Consider the following 15,742-nt stretch of genomic DNA (forward strand, 5'->3'; position numbering starts at 1 on the left):
CCATGGCGGCGCGCGATCTGGTGACGGTGGCCCGCTTCGACGCCCGCCTGTTCTGGCGGGACCGGACGGCGCTGGGCACATCCGTGACGCTCTTCCTGGTCCTGGGCGTCGGGCTGCCGGTGATGATGGACCGCCTCCAGCCGGGCCGCCCGGAGTTCGTGGCGGCCCAGCACGTCGGGATCCTGTCGATGCTGCTGGTCCTCGCGACGTTCGGCCAGGCGGCGACCACCCTGACCACCCGCCGCGAGCAGCTCCTCCTCAAGCGGCTGCGGGCCACCGGGCTGGCCGACCGCGACATCCTCGGCGGCGGGATCCTCAACCTCGTGCTGCAGAACACCCTGCTGACGGCGGTGGTCTCGGTCGCGCTGTACGCGCTGACGAGCCTGCCGGTCCCGCGTGACCCGCTGCTGTTCCTGGTGGCGGTGGTCGCGGGCGCCGCCGTCCTGTGCCTGCTGGGCACGGCGTTCACCCCGCTCATCCCGCGCCCCGAGCTGGCCGGCGTCATGGCGATGCCGTTCTTCCTGCTCGCGGGCGTCGGCGCGGGCGGTTTCGGGCCGCTCACCGAGATGCTCCCCGGCTGGGTGAGCACGCTGCTCGGCCTGCTGCCCACCGACGCCATCGCCGACATCGCCCGGATCGCGTACGCGGCGGACGGCACCTTCGGCGGAGACCTCGCGGCGGCGGCCGGGCCCGCGCTCAAACTCGCCGTCTGGGCGGCGATCGGGTTCTTCGCGCTCACCCGCTGGTTCCGCTGGGACCCCCGGAAGCAATAATCACCGTGACATGCGAATGACCCCTCAGCGCCTGGCCGTCGGCCTGGTCGCCCTCATCTCCGTCGGGTACACGGTCTTCCCGGTGATCTACATCTCCCGGTACTGCGGTCCGGTGGGGATCGCCGTGCTCGCCGTCGGGTTCCCGGCGTTCTTCGTCCCCCATTTCCGGCACATCCGCGCCGCCCTGCGCGGCGCGGAACCGGGCGGCCCGTCCGCCGGGCTCGCGGTGCAGGCGCTCGCCACCTTCCTCCCGTTCGCGATCCTGCCGGGGCAGATGGGGTACTGGTGGACGGGGATGCCGCCCATCCTGCTGGGCTCGGCGCTGCTGCGGCTGCGCCCGCCGCTCGCCCTCGGCTGCCTGGCGGTGCTGGTGCCGGCCGTCTTCGCGCTGAACTGGTACTACGCCTACCCCGAAGCGAAGATGACCGCCGCCTTCTACAGTCTCATCACACTCACGGTGACCGGCTTCGTGATCTACGGGGTGACCCGGCTGGTCGTGGTCAGCCGGGAGCTGGCCCGGGCGCGGACCGAGCTGGCCGAGGCCGCGGTGCTCCGGGAGCGGCTGCGCATCTCCCGCGACCTGCACGACGGCCTGGGCAGCAGCCTGACCGCCGTCGCGCTCAAGGGCGATCTCGCGCGCAGGCTGGTCAGGCGCGACCCCGCCGCGGCCGAGGCGGAGCTGGCCGAGCTGGTCGGCGTGGCCAGGGAGGCGGCCCAGGACGTGCGGCAGGTGGCGCGGGGCTACCGGGAGATGTCGCTGACCGGGGAGGTGCACCGGGCGGTGGCGCTGCTGGAGGCGTCCGGGGTGAGCTGCCGGACCGACCTGGCCGGCGTCGGGGTCTCGCGCGAGGCCGACGAGGCGCTGGCCTGGGCGGTGCGCGAGGCGGTCACCAACGTGGTACGGCACAGCCAGGCGACGACCTGCTCGATCAGCACCTCCGCGCGCGGCGGCGCCGTACGGCTGGAGGTGGTCAACGACCGCGCCCGCGGGCACGCGGCGGACGGCGGCGGGCTGACCGGCCTGAGGGAACGGGCGTCGGGACTGGGCGGCTCGGTCGTGGCCGAACGCGTCGGCGACGGTTTCCGGCTCGTCATGGAGCTGCCCGCGGCACCGGGGACCCCGCGGAGGCGGGCGGACCAGAGCCGGCGGGTGCGGAGGGGCCCGGAGACGGCCGCCGGGGACGGGGACGCCGCCGCAGGGGATCAGGCGACGACGACGGGGGACGCGGCGGTGACGACGTGATCAGGGTCCTGCTCGCCGAGGACATGCACATGATCCGGGCCGCGCTCGGGGCGCTGCTGCGGCTGGAGCCCGACATCGAGGTGGTCGCCGAGGTGACCCGCGGCGACGAGATCGTCGACGCGGCCCTGAGGTCCCGGCCGGACGTGGCGGTGCTGGACATCGAACTGCCGGGGATCGACGGCATCACCGCCTCGGTGGAGCTGCGGGAGAGGGTGCCCGGCTGCCGGGTCCTGGTGCTCACCGCGATGGGACAGCCCGGCCAGGTCCACCGGGCCCTGGCCGGGGGCATCGAGGCGTTCCTGGTCAAGGACGCCCCCGGTGACCGGCTGGCGGACGCGGTCCGGCGCACCGCCCAGGGGTTGCGGGTGCTGGACCCCGAGCTGGTCGCCTCGGCGCTCGCGTACGGCGCGAGCCCGCTGACCCCTCGCGAGACCGCCGTGCTGAAGGAGGCCGCCCGGGGCGCCCCGGCCGAGGAGATCGCCGGGCGGCTGCACCTGTCGGCCGGGACGGTCCGCAACTACCTGACCAGCGCCGTCTCCAAGACGGGCGCCCGCAACAAGGTCGACGCCATCCGGATCGCCGAGGACGCGGGCTGGATCTGACGGGCCGGGGTCGTGGGGCCGCCGGATCCGCCGGGTCCGCCGGGTCCGCCGGATCCGCCGGGCTCGTCGCGGCGGGCCCGCACCGCCGGACCCGGGGAGCCGTGACCGGCGGGCCGGCCGTCAGACGTCGGTGACCCGGAAGCCGGCGTGGGCCTTGTAGCGGCGGTTGATGGAGATGAGGTTGGCGGTCAGCCCCTCGACCTGGCGGGCGTTGCGCAGCCGCCCGCCGTACACGCCGCGGACGCCCGGGATGCGGCTCGCCAGCGCCTGGACCGTGTCGGTGGCCTCCCGGTCGTCGCCCAGCACGAGCACGTCCAGGTCGATCCGCTCCACCTCCGGGTCCAGCAGCAGGACGGCGGAGACGTGGTGGAAGGCGGCGACCACGCGGCTCTCCGGCAGGATCGAGGCGGCCTGCTGGGCGGCGCTGCCCTCCTCGACGTCCAGCGCGTAGGCGCCCCGCTTGTCGAAGCCGAGCGGGTTGACGCAGTCGACCACGATCTTGCCGGCCAGCTCGTCCCGCAGGGACTCCAGGGTGGGCCGGTGCCCCTCCCACGGGGTCGCCACGATCACCACGTCGGCCTCGGCGGCCACGGCCCGGTTGTCGGCGCCGCGGGCCGGCCCGCCGACGCTCTCGGCCGCCTCCCGCGCCCGGTCGGCGCTGCGCGAGCCGATCAGCACGGTGTGACCGGCCTGGGCGAACCGCCGGGCCAGCCCCTTGCCCTGGTCGCCGGTCCCGCCCAGGATGCCGATCGAGATGCCGCTCACGTCCGGGATATCAGTGCTCACTCATCGCTCCTCATGATCGTCGGCCGGCCGGACACCCGGGGACGTCCCGCCCCGTCATATCTCCAGATCATGCCAGGCACGTCCGGCGATCTCCTGGCGGGACCCCGGCGGCTGGTGCACGATGATCTGATGGACGCTCGGTCGGTCGCGCTCCTCCGCGACATCCTCGGCTCGACCGGCTGGGTGGAGCGCACCCGCGCGCTCGGCCTGGCCCTGCGCACCACCCGGTCACCCGGCGGCCTGCTGGTGGTCGGCACCCCCGCCGAGGAGCCCTGGCACCTGGCCGCGCACCTCGGGGACGAGGCCCGGCTGGCGGGCCTGCCGCAGCTCACCCCGACGCTGGTGCGCTGGAGCCCTCCCCCGGGCGCACCCGCGCACCTGCGGATCGGGATGGACCGGATCGAGCGGGCCCGGCGGGGCGAGACCCTGTTCGTGGTGACCGAGGACCGGGCCCCCGAGGCGCTGCTGGAGCGGGTCGGCGACGCCCGCCGTACCGGCGCGACGATCCTCGCCCTGGACGGCGGCGACCCCGACCTGGAGGGGCTGGCCCACGAGGCGCTGGCCGTCCCCGAGCGGGCGCCGCTGTCGTTCGACGGCGCCCAGCACCTGGTCAGCATGGCCGCGGGCGAGACCGGCCGGCGGCCGGGCCTGCGCGAGCGGCTGGCCCGGCTGCTGGAGAGGGTCAGCGGCCCCCAGGTCGCCGAGTGACGGCGCGACGGCCGTCATCCGGCCGGGGGCGGGCCGGCCGCTCCCCCGCGCGGTCATCGTCCGGCGCACCGCCCGGGACACGGCCGGCGACCTCCTCGATCGCCGGCCCCCGGCGCGGCCGGCCCGTCGTTCAGTCGTCGTCCCAGGCGCGGTCGGCCTCCCGCCACGCCTCGTTGCGCTCGGCCGCGGTCTTCATCGCGTCGGCCGCGGCCTCGCGGGTCCCGTAGGGGCCCATCCGGTCCTTGTTGGGGCAGCCCTCGTCGGGCTCGACCGCCATGTGCTTCAGGCAGAACCACCACTGATCGCTCATGGGGGCAATCCTGCCCAGTGGGAAGCCCAACTAGACTGGGGGACCATGACGACACTGCTCCAGCCCGGACGGATCTCACCCACCCGCAAGGTCCCCGCCGGCATCGCGCGGCCGGAGTACGTCGGGAAGAAAGCCCCCAGGCTCGGCGAGTCCGACATCAAGACCCCGGAGATCATCGAGCGGATGCGGGTGGCCGGAAAGCTCGCCGCCCAGGCCCTGGAGGAGGTCGGCCGGCACGTGGCGCCCGGCGTCACCACCGACGAGCTCGACCGGATCGGCCACGAGTTCCTCTGCGACCACGGCGCCTACCCCAGCACCCTCGGCTACCGCGGATACCCCAAGTCGCTGTGCACCTCGATCAACGAGGTGATCTGCCACGGCATCCCGGACGACACCGTGCTGCGCGACGGCGACATCGTCAACGTCGACATCACCGCCTTCATCGGCGGCGTGCACGGCGACACCGACGCCACCTTCCTGGTCGGCGACGTCGACGAGGAGTCGCGCCTGCTGGTCGAGCGCACCCGCGAGGCGACCGCCCGCGCCATCAAGGCCGTCGCCCCCGGCCGCCAGCTCAACGTCGTGGGCCGGGTCATCGAGGCCTACGCCAAGCGGTTCGGCTACGGCGTGGTCCGCGACTTCACCGGCCACGGCATCGGCACCACGTTCCACTCCGGCCTGATCGTGCCGCACTACGACGACCCGTCGCTGGCCGTCACGCTGGTGCCGGGCATGACGTTCACGATCGAGCCGATGCTGACCCTCGGCACCATCGAGTACGACGTCTGGCCGGACGGCTGGACCGCCGTGACCAAGGACCGCCGGCGGACCGCCCAGTTCGAGCACACCATCCTGGTCACCGAGACGGGCCACGAGATCCTGACGCTGCCCTGACGCCCTGACGCCCTGACGCCCCGCCGCTCCCGGTCCGCCTACCGGCGGGGCAGCGTCCCGGTGACGGTGGTGCCCTCCCCCTTGACGCCGTGGACGCTCAGCGTGCCGCCGAGGGCCTCGAACCGGCCGCGCATGGCGTCCACCCCGCGTCCGGCGGCCTGCCCGGCGAAACCGGCGCCGTCGTCGCTCACCGTCATCCGCAGGCCGCCGCGGCCCAGGGTGACCGCGACGGAGACCACCCGGGCCCGGCTGTGCCGTTCGACGTTGGCCAGGGCCTCCTCCAGCACCGCCAGTACGGCCCCGGTCACCTCGGCGGACGCCTCCTCCGCGGGCAGCGCCCAGGTCTCGACGGCGATCCCGGTGCGGCCGCTCCAGGCGTCCAGGCGCTCCCGGAGCTCCCCGGCGAGAGCCTGCCTCCGCCCCTCGCGCGTGCGTGGTTCCTCGGACACTCCTCGACCTTCCCGGCGCGCGTGGCGCCCGCCGGCCCTCCGGCCGGACACGTGGCTGATCCGTGAGCGGGCGTGGCGCGCCTCGTTGCGCGGCCGTCGCTGCGGATGCCCGAACCCCCCGGACTCAGGCTACCGGAGCCATCGCCGCGAAAGGGAGGAAGTGTCCGCCGTGCCGCCTACTCGGACCCGGCGGCGCGGTCCCGCCGGTTGAGCTTGGCGAGGTAGTCGTTGTAGGCGTCCAGCTCGGTGTCGCCGGTGCCGCCGGTGCGGGCCGCCACCGCGTCGGCCCGGCGGTCGTTGCGGCGGGCCTTGCGGTCGTCGTCGCGCCACCACTGGAAGCCCAGCGTGAGCAGCACGAGCAGCGTCGGGATCTCACCGAAGCCCCAGGTGATGGCGCCGCCCGTCTGCTGGTCCACCAGGGCGGAGGTGCCCCAGGCTCGGCCGAGCTGCTCGTACCACTCCGGGGCGAGGACGGTGCCCATGCTCATCAGCGCGATGCCGAAGAAGGCGTGGAAGGGCATCGTGACGAACAGCAGGAGCAGCTTGGCGTAGTGCGGCAGCCGGTGCGGCGCCGGGTCCACCCCGATGATCACCCAGAAGAACAGGGAGCCGCTGATCAGGAAGTGCAGCGTCATCGCGATGTGGCCGAGGTGCTCCTCCATCGCGGCGGGGAACAGCGGGGTGAAGTACAGGGCGTAGAACGACGCGATGAAGATCACCGTGGCGATCGCCGGGTGGGCCACGAAGCGGACGAACCTGCTGTGCAGGATCGTGGTCAGCCACTCGCGGGGGCCGCGGTCGCCGCGCCGGGCGGCGGGCTTGAGCGCGCGCAGCGCCAGCGTCACGGGGGCGCCCAGCACCAGCAGGATCGGCACCAGCATGGACAGCGTCATGTGCTCGGCCATGTGGGCGCTGAACAGCACCTTGGCGTAGCGGGCCACGCCGCTCTGGGTGGAGAGCACCAGGATCAGCACGCCGAGGAACCAGGAGACGGTACGCCCCCAGGGCCAGGAGTCGCCGCGCCGCCGGAGCCGTACGACCCCGGCGAGGTAGAGGCCGCCGAGGGCGGCCGCCACGGTGGCGAAGAACAGGTCGAACCACCACAGCGTGACCAGGTTGGCCACGGAGATCTCCGGCGGCATCGTGAAGCCGAGCGCCTCGAAGGCGCGGTCCACCGGCAGGATCGCGGGGGGCGGCGCGGTACGGCCCAGCGCGACCGCCAGCCCGACCGTCGCGAACATGACGAGAAGCTCGACGGAGGCGAACCGGGCGAACCCGCCGCGCCCGCCGCCGGCGAGCCCGGGGACGGTGCGCTTGCGGTGCCACCACCCGAAGACGCCGAGCAGCGCGAACGCCACGGTCTTGGCGACCAGCAGCAGGCCGTAGGCGGAGGTGAAGACCTCCGAGACCGAGGTGAGCCGCGCGATGACGCTGAACAGGCCGGACAGGCCCACCACGACGTAGCACCACAGCGCCATCGCCGAGAACCTGGCCGCGGCGACCTCCAGCTGCGGCTGCCGCCGCAGCGCGTGCACGCACAGAGCGGCGAGCCCGCCCACCCACAGGGCGAGGGCCAGCAGGTGGAGCGCCACGCCGGTGGTGGCCAGGTCGTGGTTGGGCGAGGAGGCGGAGTGGCCGGTCAGCGCGGGCGGCAGCATCGTCACCAGGGCGAGGGCCAGCAGCCCCGCGGCGGTGCCGACGGTGATCGCCCCCCGGGCGAACAGCGCGATCGCCACCCCGAACAGCACGACCAGGGTCAGGGAGATGCCCTGGGACACCTGGCTGGCGAAGCTGGTGAGCTCGTCGCCGCCGAGCACGTCGGCGACGGGCAGGCCCAGCACCTCCGACAGGGTGAACACCATCGTCGCGGCCGCCGCGCCGGCCCACACGAGCGCCGACCACGACGCGGCCCTGACGTAGCCGAGGGCCGACTTGCCGAGCAGGCCCTTGTCGACCGGGAAGAAGAAGGCGGCGGCCAGCAGCGTGCCCACGGTGACCACGCCCGCGGCGTCCATCGTGAGCTTGGCCAGCGGCAGGCCCCACCGGGTCACCGTGCCCTCGTCGGGCAGGCCGGGGATGATGCGCGGGGTCGCCGCGCCGCCGGCGAACATGGCGATCACCAGCGCGACGAGGGCCGCTCCGGCGACGGCGAGCGCCAGCCACACCGCCCGGGCGGTCCACCCCCGCCCGTCCGGCACGTCCGGTACGGCCCGCGCGGACTCCTCCCGGGTGCTCACGTCTGCTTCCGGCCCTTTCCTCGCAGGCTGAAGAACATGCCGATGCCGATGCCGGCCAGGCCGCCGACGATCAGCCACAGCCAGCCGGGCATCCCGCCCGAGGAGGCCGGCTCACCGGCCGCCGCCGGGGTCTGCGCCGGGGTCTGCGCCGCGTCCGTGGCGCCGGCGGTCTCCCCGGAGGCTCCCGGGCCGGAGACGGCCGGGGGCGTGGAGGCGGCCGGGGACGGCGACGCCTCGGCGGTGGCCGGGGCGGAGGGCGAGGGCGATCCCTCCAGCGTGAAGGGGATCTCCCCCTCGATCGGGTGACCGTCGGAGGAGACGACCCGGTAGGCGATGACGTAGCGGCCCGGCGGGAGGTCCGCCTTGACCTTCTGCGTCACCGTCGGGCCGTCGGCGACCGGCTTGCCGTCCTGGTGGGCGGCGTCGTCCGGGCCCCGGACGACCACGGCCGGGAAACGCACCGAGGCGGTGAACGTCAGCTTCACCTCGTCGAGGCTCTCGACCTTGGCGTCCTTGGCGGGCGAGCTGCTCTTGAGGGCGTCGTGGGCGAGGGCCGGCGAGGCGAACGCCGTGCCGAGTACGAGAGCGGCGAGGAGCGCGAGCACAGCCGCGACTGGGGAAGTCTTCATGGCGTTTCCCAGGCTACCGACGCCACCGAGCGGTCCCGAAGTCCCCGCCCCGGTCCCACGGCGCGCCGTGGGACGCCGTAGGACCGAGGGGACAGGGCGGGACAGTGTGAGGGCTGAGGTGCCGTGTCCTCCATAGGCACCGGCGGCCTACAGGTCGACGCAGGCCAGCGCCCGCCGGTAGGCGTCGGCCCCGCGCTTGGGCTCGTCGATCCGCTCCAGGACCTGCGCGGCGGTCAGCCAGAGGTGGGCGGTCTGCCGGGTGGGCGGCGCGTCCTCCAGCAGTCGGGACACCGCCGACAGCTCTCTCACGGCCTCCTCGTGCCTGCCGAGTTCGGCCATCACCTCCCCGGCCAGCAGGTGAGCCTCCGCCCGCAGGTCCTTGGGCATGTCGTCGCTCATGTTGAGCACGCTGCGGATGTGCCGATCGGCCTGCTCGATGTTGCCCAGCATCAGCTCTGCTCGGGCCAGGTGCTGGGCGCACATCATCTTGTCTGTCGCGTTGGCGGAGCTTTCCTGGAGAGCCACCTCCACCCGGGTCAGCATGTCGCGGCACGTCGCAGCGTCGGAAGGTTGAGCGATCAGACGGATATGCGCGTAGTCGTAACGCAGCTTGGCCACACCGTACGGCGTGCCGTTCTCGGAATAGATCGCGAGGGCCCGGTCCGCCAGCGTGATGGCTTCACTGAAACGACCGGTCTCCACAGCAATGATCGCTTCCGCCCAGAGCGCCAGGACCAGAGCACGCGGGGTGTCGACCAATTCCGCCGCAGCGAGCAGCTCGGCACCGAACTGATGCGCCCGGAGAAGGTCTCCACGTTCGGCATAGGCCGCCAGCAGGGCCGTGCCGAGTTCGATCAGCCCTTCGGTCCAGATGGGTCGGACGGCTCCGCCCAGGATGTCCTCGGCGGTCTGTACGGCTTGTGTCAGGTCACCGTGCTCGCGGTAGCAGCGGGTGAGTGCGATGGCGACCTCGATGTGCCGCTCGGGGGTCATCTCAGCCGAGGCGTTCCTACGCAGCCCGTTGAGGAGGTCGATCGCTCTCTCCAGATCACCGCAGGCCTCGGTGGCCAGCGCGAGGCCGTACTCGGCGTTCTGCCTCTGGTGGGGTAGGCTCGCGAGACCGCCGCCGTTGAGCAGTTCGGAGTAACGCGTGTGCGCCTCGGCGACCTCACCATTGTCCAAGGCCAGCTTGGCGTAGCTCAGCCCAAGCTCGATCTCTTCCATCTGCTCGGCCGTCACGCCGTTGACGAGATAGGTGAGGGAGCAGCCGAGCTTCTCCGCCAGAAGCTCCAGGACTGCGGGGGTCGGGGTGCGCTTGCCGCTCTCAATGAGAGAGACATAACTATCCGACAATTCCGGATGAGCGAGCTGGGCCTGAGAAAAACCACGCTGACGGCGCACCGCTTTAATGCGCTGCCCCACCGAGTCTTGACCAGTCACGTTACCCCTTGAAAAATATCGGTTGAGCAGCAGAACCCATGACAGGAGCCTCCCCCGTGCGCCGACGCCTCACCTTGTCTGCCCTCGCCATGCTCTTCGCGGCCGCATTCGCCGCCACAGGCAATGTTACGGCCGCGAGTGCCGAATCGTCTGCCCCTGAGTCCGTGAGTCACCAGTACGGCTGGGGCTGGCCTGGCTGAGACCCGCCTCTCGGGCAGACCGAGACAGCGCCGATCGGCTTCCACCCCGACACCTGGGGCTATGGACGACATCCCCGGGGCGAACAGGCGCTCCATACGCCTCGCGGCTCCCCACCGTGAGCGCATGGAGCGCCTGCGTCGTTCAACCGTAGGGCGGGCGGGTGTTGAGGATCGCCATCAGGCCACACTCGGCGAGCACAAGAACAGGCGGCCGCACTCCACAACAATCCATACGGAAAAACCACATCCTTCTCCGGCCTTCCCGACGGCACCCAGAAAAGATCTTCCTTCCCCACGAAAAACCAGAGACGAGCAACCCGGATTATTCAAACGAAAAAGAAGCCATAACGATAAACAATAAATTGACTATTTAATTGAATGTGAGTTTTTCTCCGGAGCCGCACAGGCCGGGAGGCCCGAAATTTTGGCGAGGACCTTCATCTCGTCTTCGTCTCGCCTTCAGGATCGCCTTCCGTCGCGGACGGATCCGCCTCCCGGCCAAGGTCGGGGCGGCATCTGCGCCACCACAAAGCGTAACCGCGAAGAGGAGGGGAGCGTTCCGTCACTCGAACACCGGCCCTCGGCGCCGAACAACCCCGCCACCCGCGCCCTCGAACCAACGCCGGCCCTCCAGCCGCCCGGGCGAGACCGGCTCGGCAACTTTAGTACACCGGCCGGTAACATCATGCAAGTAAAACAAGAATATACTAGAAATATATTACGAACAGCAATAGAGATGCCCTAACATCTTGATCGGTGAGCTGAATGCCATCAAGCTGGATGAATTCGTTGGAGACGTCCGGGAACCCTGGGCGCACTTGACCATGGGACTCAACGAATGACATTTCTGATGCTCGGCGGTCTGGAGGTTCGCAGCGACAGGGGGCAGATCATCCCGATCCCCCGCCTGAAACAGCGCCAGCTCCTCGTGGCGCTCCTCCTCAAGGCCAACACCCCGGCATCCTTCGAGTACCTGACGGACGCGCTCTGGGGCGACGACCCCCCGGCCTCTGCCGAGCAGAACCTCAAGACGTACGTCCACACGCTGCGGCGGCTCCTCTCCCCCGACGCCCCCCGCTCGGCCCCGATCGAGACCCAGGCGAACACCTATCTCGTCACCCTCGGCGAGGATGATCTCGACCTGCTGGCCTTCCGCGAGCACGTCCGCCGGGGAAGGCGCGCCACCCAGGGCCACCGGGCGGAGGCCGCTCACCACCACTACCAGCGGGCCCTCGACCTGTGGCGGGGTGATCCCTTCCCGAATGCCAGGGGAACCCGGGTCCTGAACGACGCGGCGGCCGGCCTGGGGGAGGAGCGTCTCGCCGCGCTGGAGGAGTTCTCGGAGATCCGGCTCGACCTGAAAAGATACGCGGAGGCGGTGCCGGACCTGCGCGCCGCGGCCGGCGCCAACCCGACGCGGGAGCGGCTCTGGGGGCAGCTCATGCTCGCCCTGCACGGAGCAGGGGATCGCGCCGCCGCCCTCCACGCCTATGAGCGGCTGGCGAAGGCCGTCATGGAGAGGACCGGGCTGGAGCCCTCCCCCACGCTCCGGGACCTCCACCGCCGGATCATCTCCTCCACCGAGGTCACCCGCCCGGCCTCTCCCGGACCGGAGCGTTCCACGGGGATCTCCGTGACCGCCGGGACCGTTCCGGTCCCCCACCAGTTGCCGCGCGACCCGGGCGGCTTCGTCGGCCGCGCCGAGGAACTGGTCCAGCTCAGGTCGTTGCTCTCCCCCTGGGACGGCGGGCGGCCCCACCACGTCGTCGCGATCACCGGGCCACCGGGGGCGGGCAAGTCCGCCCTGGCCATCCGGGCCGCGCACGCGGTCCGCGACCACTTCCCGGACGGGCAGCTCTACGCGAACCTGCACGGCGCGACTCCCGGCCTGCGACCGCTGGAACCCCTGGAGGTGCTCGGCAGGTTCCTGCGGGCCCTGGGGGTGGCCCCGCAGGCCGTGCCCACCGACGTCGACGAGGCCGCCGCGCTGTGGCGGAGCCTGCTCGACGGCAGGAACGTCCTCGTCGTGCTGGACGACGCCGTCGATCTCCCCCAGGTCCGCCCCCTGCTCTCGGTGCCGGAGGGCAACACCGTCCTGGTGAACAGCCGCCGGACCTTCGCCCTGGTCGACGACTGCGTCCACGTGCCGATCGGCCGGCTGCGGCAGGTGGAGGCGACCGCCATGCTGGCCAAGCTGACGGGCGCCGAGCGGACCGGGCGGGACCCGGAGGCCACGGAACGCCTGGTCGAACTGTGCGGCGGCCTGCCGCTGGCCGTGGCCGTCGCCGGGGCCCGGCTGGCGAACCGGCCCCGGTGGGAGGTCACCGACCTGGTGGAGCGGCTCCAGGACGAGCGGAGGCGGCTGCGGGAGCTGGAGGCGGGCGACATCGCGGTGCGGTCGAGCCTGGGGGTCAGCTACGACCTGCTCGCCGGAAGCGCCGACCCCCTCGACCGCGAGGCCGCCCGCGCGCTGCGCGCGCTGGGGGTGCTGCGGGTGCCCGACGTGACACCGCACGTCGTCGGCGCCCTCCTGGACGTCCCCGCCGACGAGGCCGAACGCGCCCTGGAACGGCTGGCCGACGGTCACCTCGTGGAGACCGACGGGGTGGGGAGATATCGACTGCACGACCTGGTGCGGCTGTTCGCTAGCGAGCAGGCGCTTCGGGAGGACAGCGAGACTGATCGTGACATCAAGCTGAGCCGGGCGCTGAGCTTCTACATCTCGACTGCCCACTCGGCGACGGAAATCATGCAATATCCCCGCATAGAATCAGCGGGAATCTCCGTGGACGCCGCTCCCCTCCCTCTTACCTCCAAGGACGAGGCTCAGGAGTGGTTGGAACGAGAGCGGGCCAGTCTCCTGTCCGCCGCGTCGCAGGCCATGGCCGCCATGGAGGAGCGGACGATCCGCCTCGGCGTCACCTTGGCCTTCACGCTCTACTGGTCTCTCCACTACTCCGGAGCCGGCTCAGATCTTCTTCTGATCAGCCATCAGACTCTTGAGGCGGGGCGGCGGCTGTGCGACCTCGGCATCGAGGCCAAGGCGCACAACTACGTAGGGGTCGCCCTGGACATGAACAACCGCTCCGGGGAGGCCGTGCCCCATATCCAGCGACAACTGGAACTCTGCCGGGAACTGTCCGATCCGCACGGCGAGCAGAAGGCCCTCGGCAGCCTGGCGGTGATCTACAGCTACCAGGAACGCTACGAGGAGATGCTCCACTGCGCCGAGGAGCAGCTGAGAGTGTCCAACGCGATCGGTCACCGGTCAGGGGAACACTACGCGATGGCCTACATCGGGCTGGCGCACCGTCGGCTGGGCCGGCTGGACCAGGCGCTGGCCGTCCTGAACGACGCCCTTGACAAGATTCACGAAGATGATGACAACCGCCCCTACCACGAAGCCATCGTGCTGGAAAAGCTCGGGGAGGTCCACGTCGACCGGGGGGACCCCGCCTCAGCCAAGACCTGTTACGAGAACGCACTGACCTGTGTGCGCGCCGTGAAAGCCAGCATCGCCGAGCCCTACCTGCTGCTCGGTCTGGCCCGTGCCTCGCGTCTCCTCGGTGAGATCGACGAGGCCGCGGGTCACCTGGCGCAATCGGCCGCCGGCGTACGAGAGATGGGAATCAAGGACCTGGACGGGCAACTGGCCGAGGAGGAGGCCGCGTTGCGGGAGGCGCGTGGTGAGGAGGCGGCCCCCGTCCGCCGGGTCATGACGCCCTGAGCGCCAGGAACAGGTCCACCCGGTCGGTCATCGTCGACAGGTCCCGCCCGGTCAGCTCCTCCACCCGGCGGATGCGGTAGCGGACCGTGTTGACGTGGACGTGCAGGCGCTCGGCGCAGGCGTTCCAGGACCCCGCGCAGTCGAGGAACACCTCAAGCGTCCGCAGCAGCTCCGACCGGTGGCGCCGGTCGTAGTCGAGGATCGGGTCCAGCGTCCTTTCGGTGAACGACCGCCGCACGTCGCCGGGAACCGTCGCCAGCAGCAGCGCGTGCGTGTAGATCTCGTCGCTGGTGACGACTCCCCCGCCGCGCGCCTCGGCCAGCCGCCGGGCGTGCCCGGCCTCCTCCAGGCCGCCCCGGAGCGCGGGCGAGCCGGTCAGCGCGGCGCTCACCCCGATCGACACCCGTAGGCCGGGCAGCCCCGCCGCCAGCACCTCCGTCCCGGCCCGCAGCGCCCCGGCCGGCTCGTCCGCCGTCCGGGGCCGCCCGCCGTCCGCGCGGTCCGGCGACCCTGCCGGGCCGGCGGCGGCCTGACCCGCCGGAGCGGGCCTGCCGGGGCCGCTCGCCGTACCGCGTGACGACCCGCCGGAGCCGCTCACCGCGCCGGCGGACAGCGGCACCAGCGCCAGCGCCCCGTCCGGTGTCACCGCGGCGGCCGTGGTCCGGGGGCGCAGCAGCTCCTCCAGGATCCGGCCGCCGAGCGCGGCCGGGTCGGCCTCCCGGGCCGCGCCGGGCCCGGTCACGGTCGCGCTCACCACGCGGTACGGCTCGGCCGGGCCGATCCCGCAGGTCCGCAGACCCGCCCCCAGCTCGGCGGGGTCGCCCGCCCCGGAGGCGGCCAGCGCGACGAGCTGCCCGGCGAGCCGGCGTTCGACCCGCCGTCCCTCCTCCATCCGGCCGCGTTCCAGCGCGACGCAGGCGGCCAGCTCGAAGCCCAGGTCCGTCTCGGCGATCAGGTCGCCGCCGCAGGCCAGCGTCCAGCCGGCGGCCCGGTGTTCGCGGCCCACGCCGAACAGGGTGAAAGTCCCGGCCGGAGTGCGGACCACGTGGGGCAGCCGGGGCGCGGTGAGGAACTCATGGGCGAGCCGGACGGCGACGGCCTCGCCGTCCGAGCCCCGTCCCGCCCCGGCTTCGGCCCGGGCGCCGGGAACGGCGGCCGTGCCCGTGTTCGGGAGCGTCCCGGCGATGACCGCGCCGGTGGCCGAGACGACCGCGCCGGTCATCCGAAGCTCGGCGTCCATCAGCGCGAACAGCTCCTCAAGGCCCGCGCCCTCGGCGACGGCGGCGACGATCCGGCGGTGGCGGCCGAGGGCGTCGCGCAGCTCTGCGTGCCGGGGGGTGATCGTCTCGGCGACGGTCCGGAAGGAGACCTCGACCGGCACCTCCATCAGCGGCAGGCCGTACTCCCGGCACGCCCGCACCAGGTCGTCGGGGACGGCGCCGAGCCAGGCCCGGCCGGCGCCGAGCGCGGCCACCCCGGCCTCGACCAGGCGGCGCACGAACCGTTCGGAGTCCTCGGGGCGGGTGCGCCACATGAGCCCGGAGAGCACCAGCTCGCCGGGCGACAGGTAGCGTCCCGGGTCGGGCAGGTCGGTGATCTGCACGCCGGTGAAGCTCCGGTCCAGGTGTTCCTCGCCCGCGAGGAGGGTGAGCCGGAGCTCCTCGACGGCGAGCAGGTCACGTATCCGCATAATTGGATGAAACTACAAGAACCACCGGTGGGCCCGTCCGGGGTTTCGTCGTGT

At 72.3% G+C, this 15,742-nt stretch carries 13 protein-coding genes; 6 read left to right on the forward strand and 7 right to left on the reverse strand.

What is annotated here, in order from left to right; all coding sequences use genetic code 11:
- The first annotated feature begins 2 nt into the window (after positions 1-2).
- Genes IEZ10_RS01715 through IEZ10_RS01725 form a run of 3 tightly spaced genes read left to right on the forward strand, consistent with a single transcriptional unit; the run spans position 3 to position 2,618 of the window.
- On the forward strand, positions 3-773 hold the full coding sequence (locus tag IEZ10_RS01715; protein WP_229810922.1) for an ABC transporter permease: 771 nt from the start codon (positions 3-5) through the stop codon (positions 771-773).
- A gap of 10 nt (positions 774-783) precedes the next feature.
- Positions 784-2,016 carry a sensor histidine kinase gene (locus IEZ10_RS01720; protein WP_189244644.1) on the forward strand — a complete coding sequence of 411 codons (1,233 nt, stop codon included), beginning with the start codon at positions 784-786 and terminating at the stop codon, positions 2,014-2,016.
- Entirely contained in the window at positions 2,013-2,618 is a 606-nt protein-coding gene (locus tag IEZ10_RS01725; protein WP_189244645.1) for a response regulator transcription factor, read from the forward strand. Before IEZ10_RS01720 ends, IEZ10_RS01725 begins: the two co-directional genes overlap by 4 nt.
- A 120-nt stretch (positions 2,619-2,738) precedes the next feature.
- On the opposite strand, the gene npdG is transcribed toward IEZ10_RS01725, so the two are convergent.
- Positions 2,739-3,404: an NADPH-dependent F420 reductase gene (gene npdG / locus IEZ10_RS01730; RefSeq protein ID WP_189244646.1), complete on the reverse strand. Its 666-nt coding sequence runs from the start codon at positions 3,402-3,404 to the stop codon at positions 2,739-2,741.
- A gap of 129 nt (positions 3,405-3,533) precedes the next feature.
- Between npdG and IEZ10_RS01735 the strand changes: the two genes are divergently transcribed.
- Positions 3,534-4,112 carry a hypothetical protein gene (locus tag IEZ10_RS01735; RefSeq protein ID WP_189244647.1) on the forward strand — a complete coding sequence of 193 codons (579 nt, stop codon included), beginning with the start codon at positions 3,534-3,536 and terminating at the stop codon, positions 4,110-4,112.
- 130 nt (positions 4,113-4,242) lie between these two features.
- Here the strand turns inward: IEZ10_RS01735 and IEZ10_RS01740 are convergent, their stop codons facing one another.
- Entirely contained in the window at positions 4,243-4,422 is a 180-nt protein-coding gene (locus IEZ10_RS01740) for a hypothetical protein (RefSeq protein ID WP_189244648.1), read from the reverse strand.
- 45 nt (positions 4,423-4,467) lie between these two features.
- Between IEZ10_RS01740 and map the strand changes: the two genes are divergently transcribed.
- Positions 4,468-5,316, forward strand: coding sequence for a type I methionyl aminopeptidase (gene map / locus IEZ10_RS01745; RefSeq protein ID WP_189244649.1), 849 nt, complete (start codon positions 4,468-4,470; stop codon positions 5,314-5,316).
- Between the two features lie 38 nt (positions 5,317-5,354).
- On the opposite strand, the gene IEZ10_RS01750 is transcribed toward map, so the two are convergent.
- From IEZ10_RS01750 to IEZ10_RS01765, 4 genes are all read right to left on the reverse strand, one after another.
- Complete coding sequence (locus IEZ10_RS01750) at positions 5,355-5,765, reverse strand: ATP-binding protein (RefSeq protein ID WP_189244650.1); 411 nt, start codon at positions 5,763-5,765, stop codon at positions 5,355-5,357.
- A 176-nt stretch (positions 5,766-5,941) separates the two neighbouring features.
- Positions 5,942-7,963, reverse strand: a complete 2,022-nt coding sequence (locus tag IEZ10_RS01755; RefSeq protein ID WP_373287370.1) for a bifunctional copper resistance protein CopD/cytochrome c oxidase assembly protein — start codon at positions 7,961-7,963, stop codon at positions 5,942-5,944.
- 35 nt (positions 7,964-7,998) lie between these two features.
- Entirely contained in the window at positions 7,999-8,631 is a 633-nt protein-coding gene (locus IEZ10_RS01760) for a copper resistance CopC family protein (RefSeq protein WP_189244651.1), read from the reverse strand.
- Between the two features lie 147 nt (positions 8,632-8,778).
- Complete coding sequence (locus IEZ10_RS01765; RefSeq protein WP_189244652.1) at positions 8,779-10,071, reverse strand: helix-turn-helix domain-containing protein; 1,293 nt, start codon at positions 10,069-10,071, stop codon at positions 8,779-8,781.
- 1,038 nt (positions 10,072-11,109) lie between these two features.
- On the opposite strand from IEZ10_RS01765, the gene IEZ10_RS01770 reads away from it, so the two are divergent.
- Complete coding sequence (locus IEZ10_RS01770; RefSeq protein ID WP_189244653.1) at positions 11,110-13,998, forward strand: AfsR/SARP family transcriptional regulator; 2,889 nt, start codon at positions 11,110-11,112, stop codon at positions 13,996-13,998.
- On the opposite strand, the gene IEZ10_RS01775 is transcribed toward IEZ10_RS01770, so the two are convergent.
- Positions 13,985-15,688 carry a PucR family transcriptional regulator gene (locus IEZ10_RS01775; RefSeq protein WP_189244654.1) on the reverse strand — a complete coding sequence of 568 codons (1,704 nt, stop codon included), beginning with the start codon at positions 15,686-15,688 and terminating at the stop codon, positions 13,985-13,987. The genes IEZ10_RS01770 and IEZ10_RS01775 overlap by 14 nt on opposite strands.
- Between the last annotated feature and the right edge of the window lie 54 nt (positions 15,689-15,742).

This window comes from Streptosporangium pseudovulgare (assembly GCF_014648055.1).
Taxonomy (GTDB): domain Bacteria; phylum Actinomycetota; class Actinomycetes; order Streptosporangiales; family Streptosporangiaceae; genus Streptosporangium; species Streptosporangium pseudovulgare.

What these genes read in the sequence shown, in the direction of transcription:
- IEZ10_RS01775 (WP_189244654.1), bottom strand. Translation starts at nt 15,688, where the DNA reads ATGCGGATACGTGACCTGCTCGCCGTCGAGGAGCTCCGGCTCACCCTC.
- IEZ10_RS01740 (WP_189244648.1), bottom strand. Translation starts at nt 4,422, where the DNA reads ATGAGCGATCAGTGGTGGTTCTGCCTGAAGCACATGGCGGTCGAGCCC.
- map (WP_189244649.1), top strand. Translation starts at nt 4,468, where the DNA reads ATGACGACACTGCTCCAGCCCGGACGGATCTCACCCACCCGCAAGGTC.
- IEZ10_RS01715 (WP_229810922.1), top strand. Translation starts at nt 3, where the DNA reads ATGGCGGCGCGCGATCTGGTGACGGTGGCCCGCTTCGACGCCCGCCTG.
- IEZ10_RS01735 (WP_189244647.1), top strand. Translation starts at nt 3,534, where the DNA reads ATGGACGCTCGGTCGGTCGCGCTCCTCCGCGACATCCTCGGCTCGACC.
- IEZ10_RS01720 (WP_189244644.1), top strand. Translation starts at nt 784, where the DNA reads ATGCGAATGACCCCTCAGCGCCTGGCCGTCGGCCTGGTCGCCCTCATC.
- IEZ10_RS01760 (WP_189244651.1), bottom strand. Translation starts at nt 8,631, where the DNA reads ATGAAGACTTCCCCAGTCGCGGCTGTGCTCGCGCTCCTCGCCGCTCTC.
- IEZ10_RS01770 (WP_189244653.1), top strand. Translation starts at nt 11,110, where the DNA reads ATGACATTTCTGATGCTCGGCGGTCTGGAGGTTCGCAGCGACAGGGGG.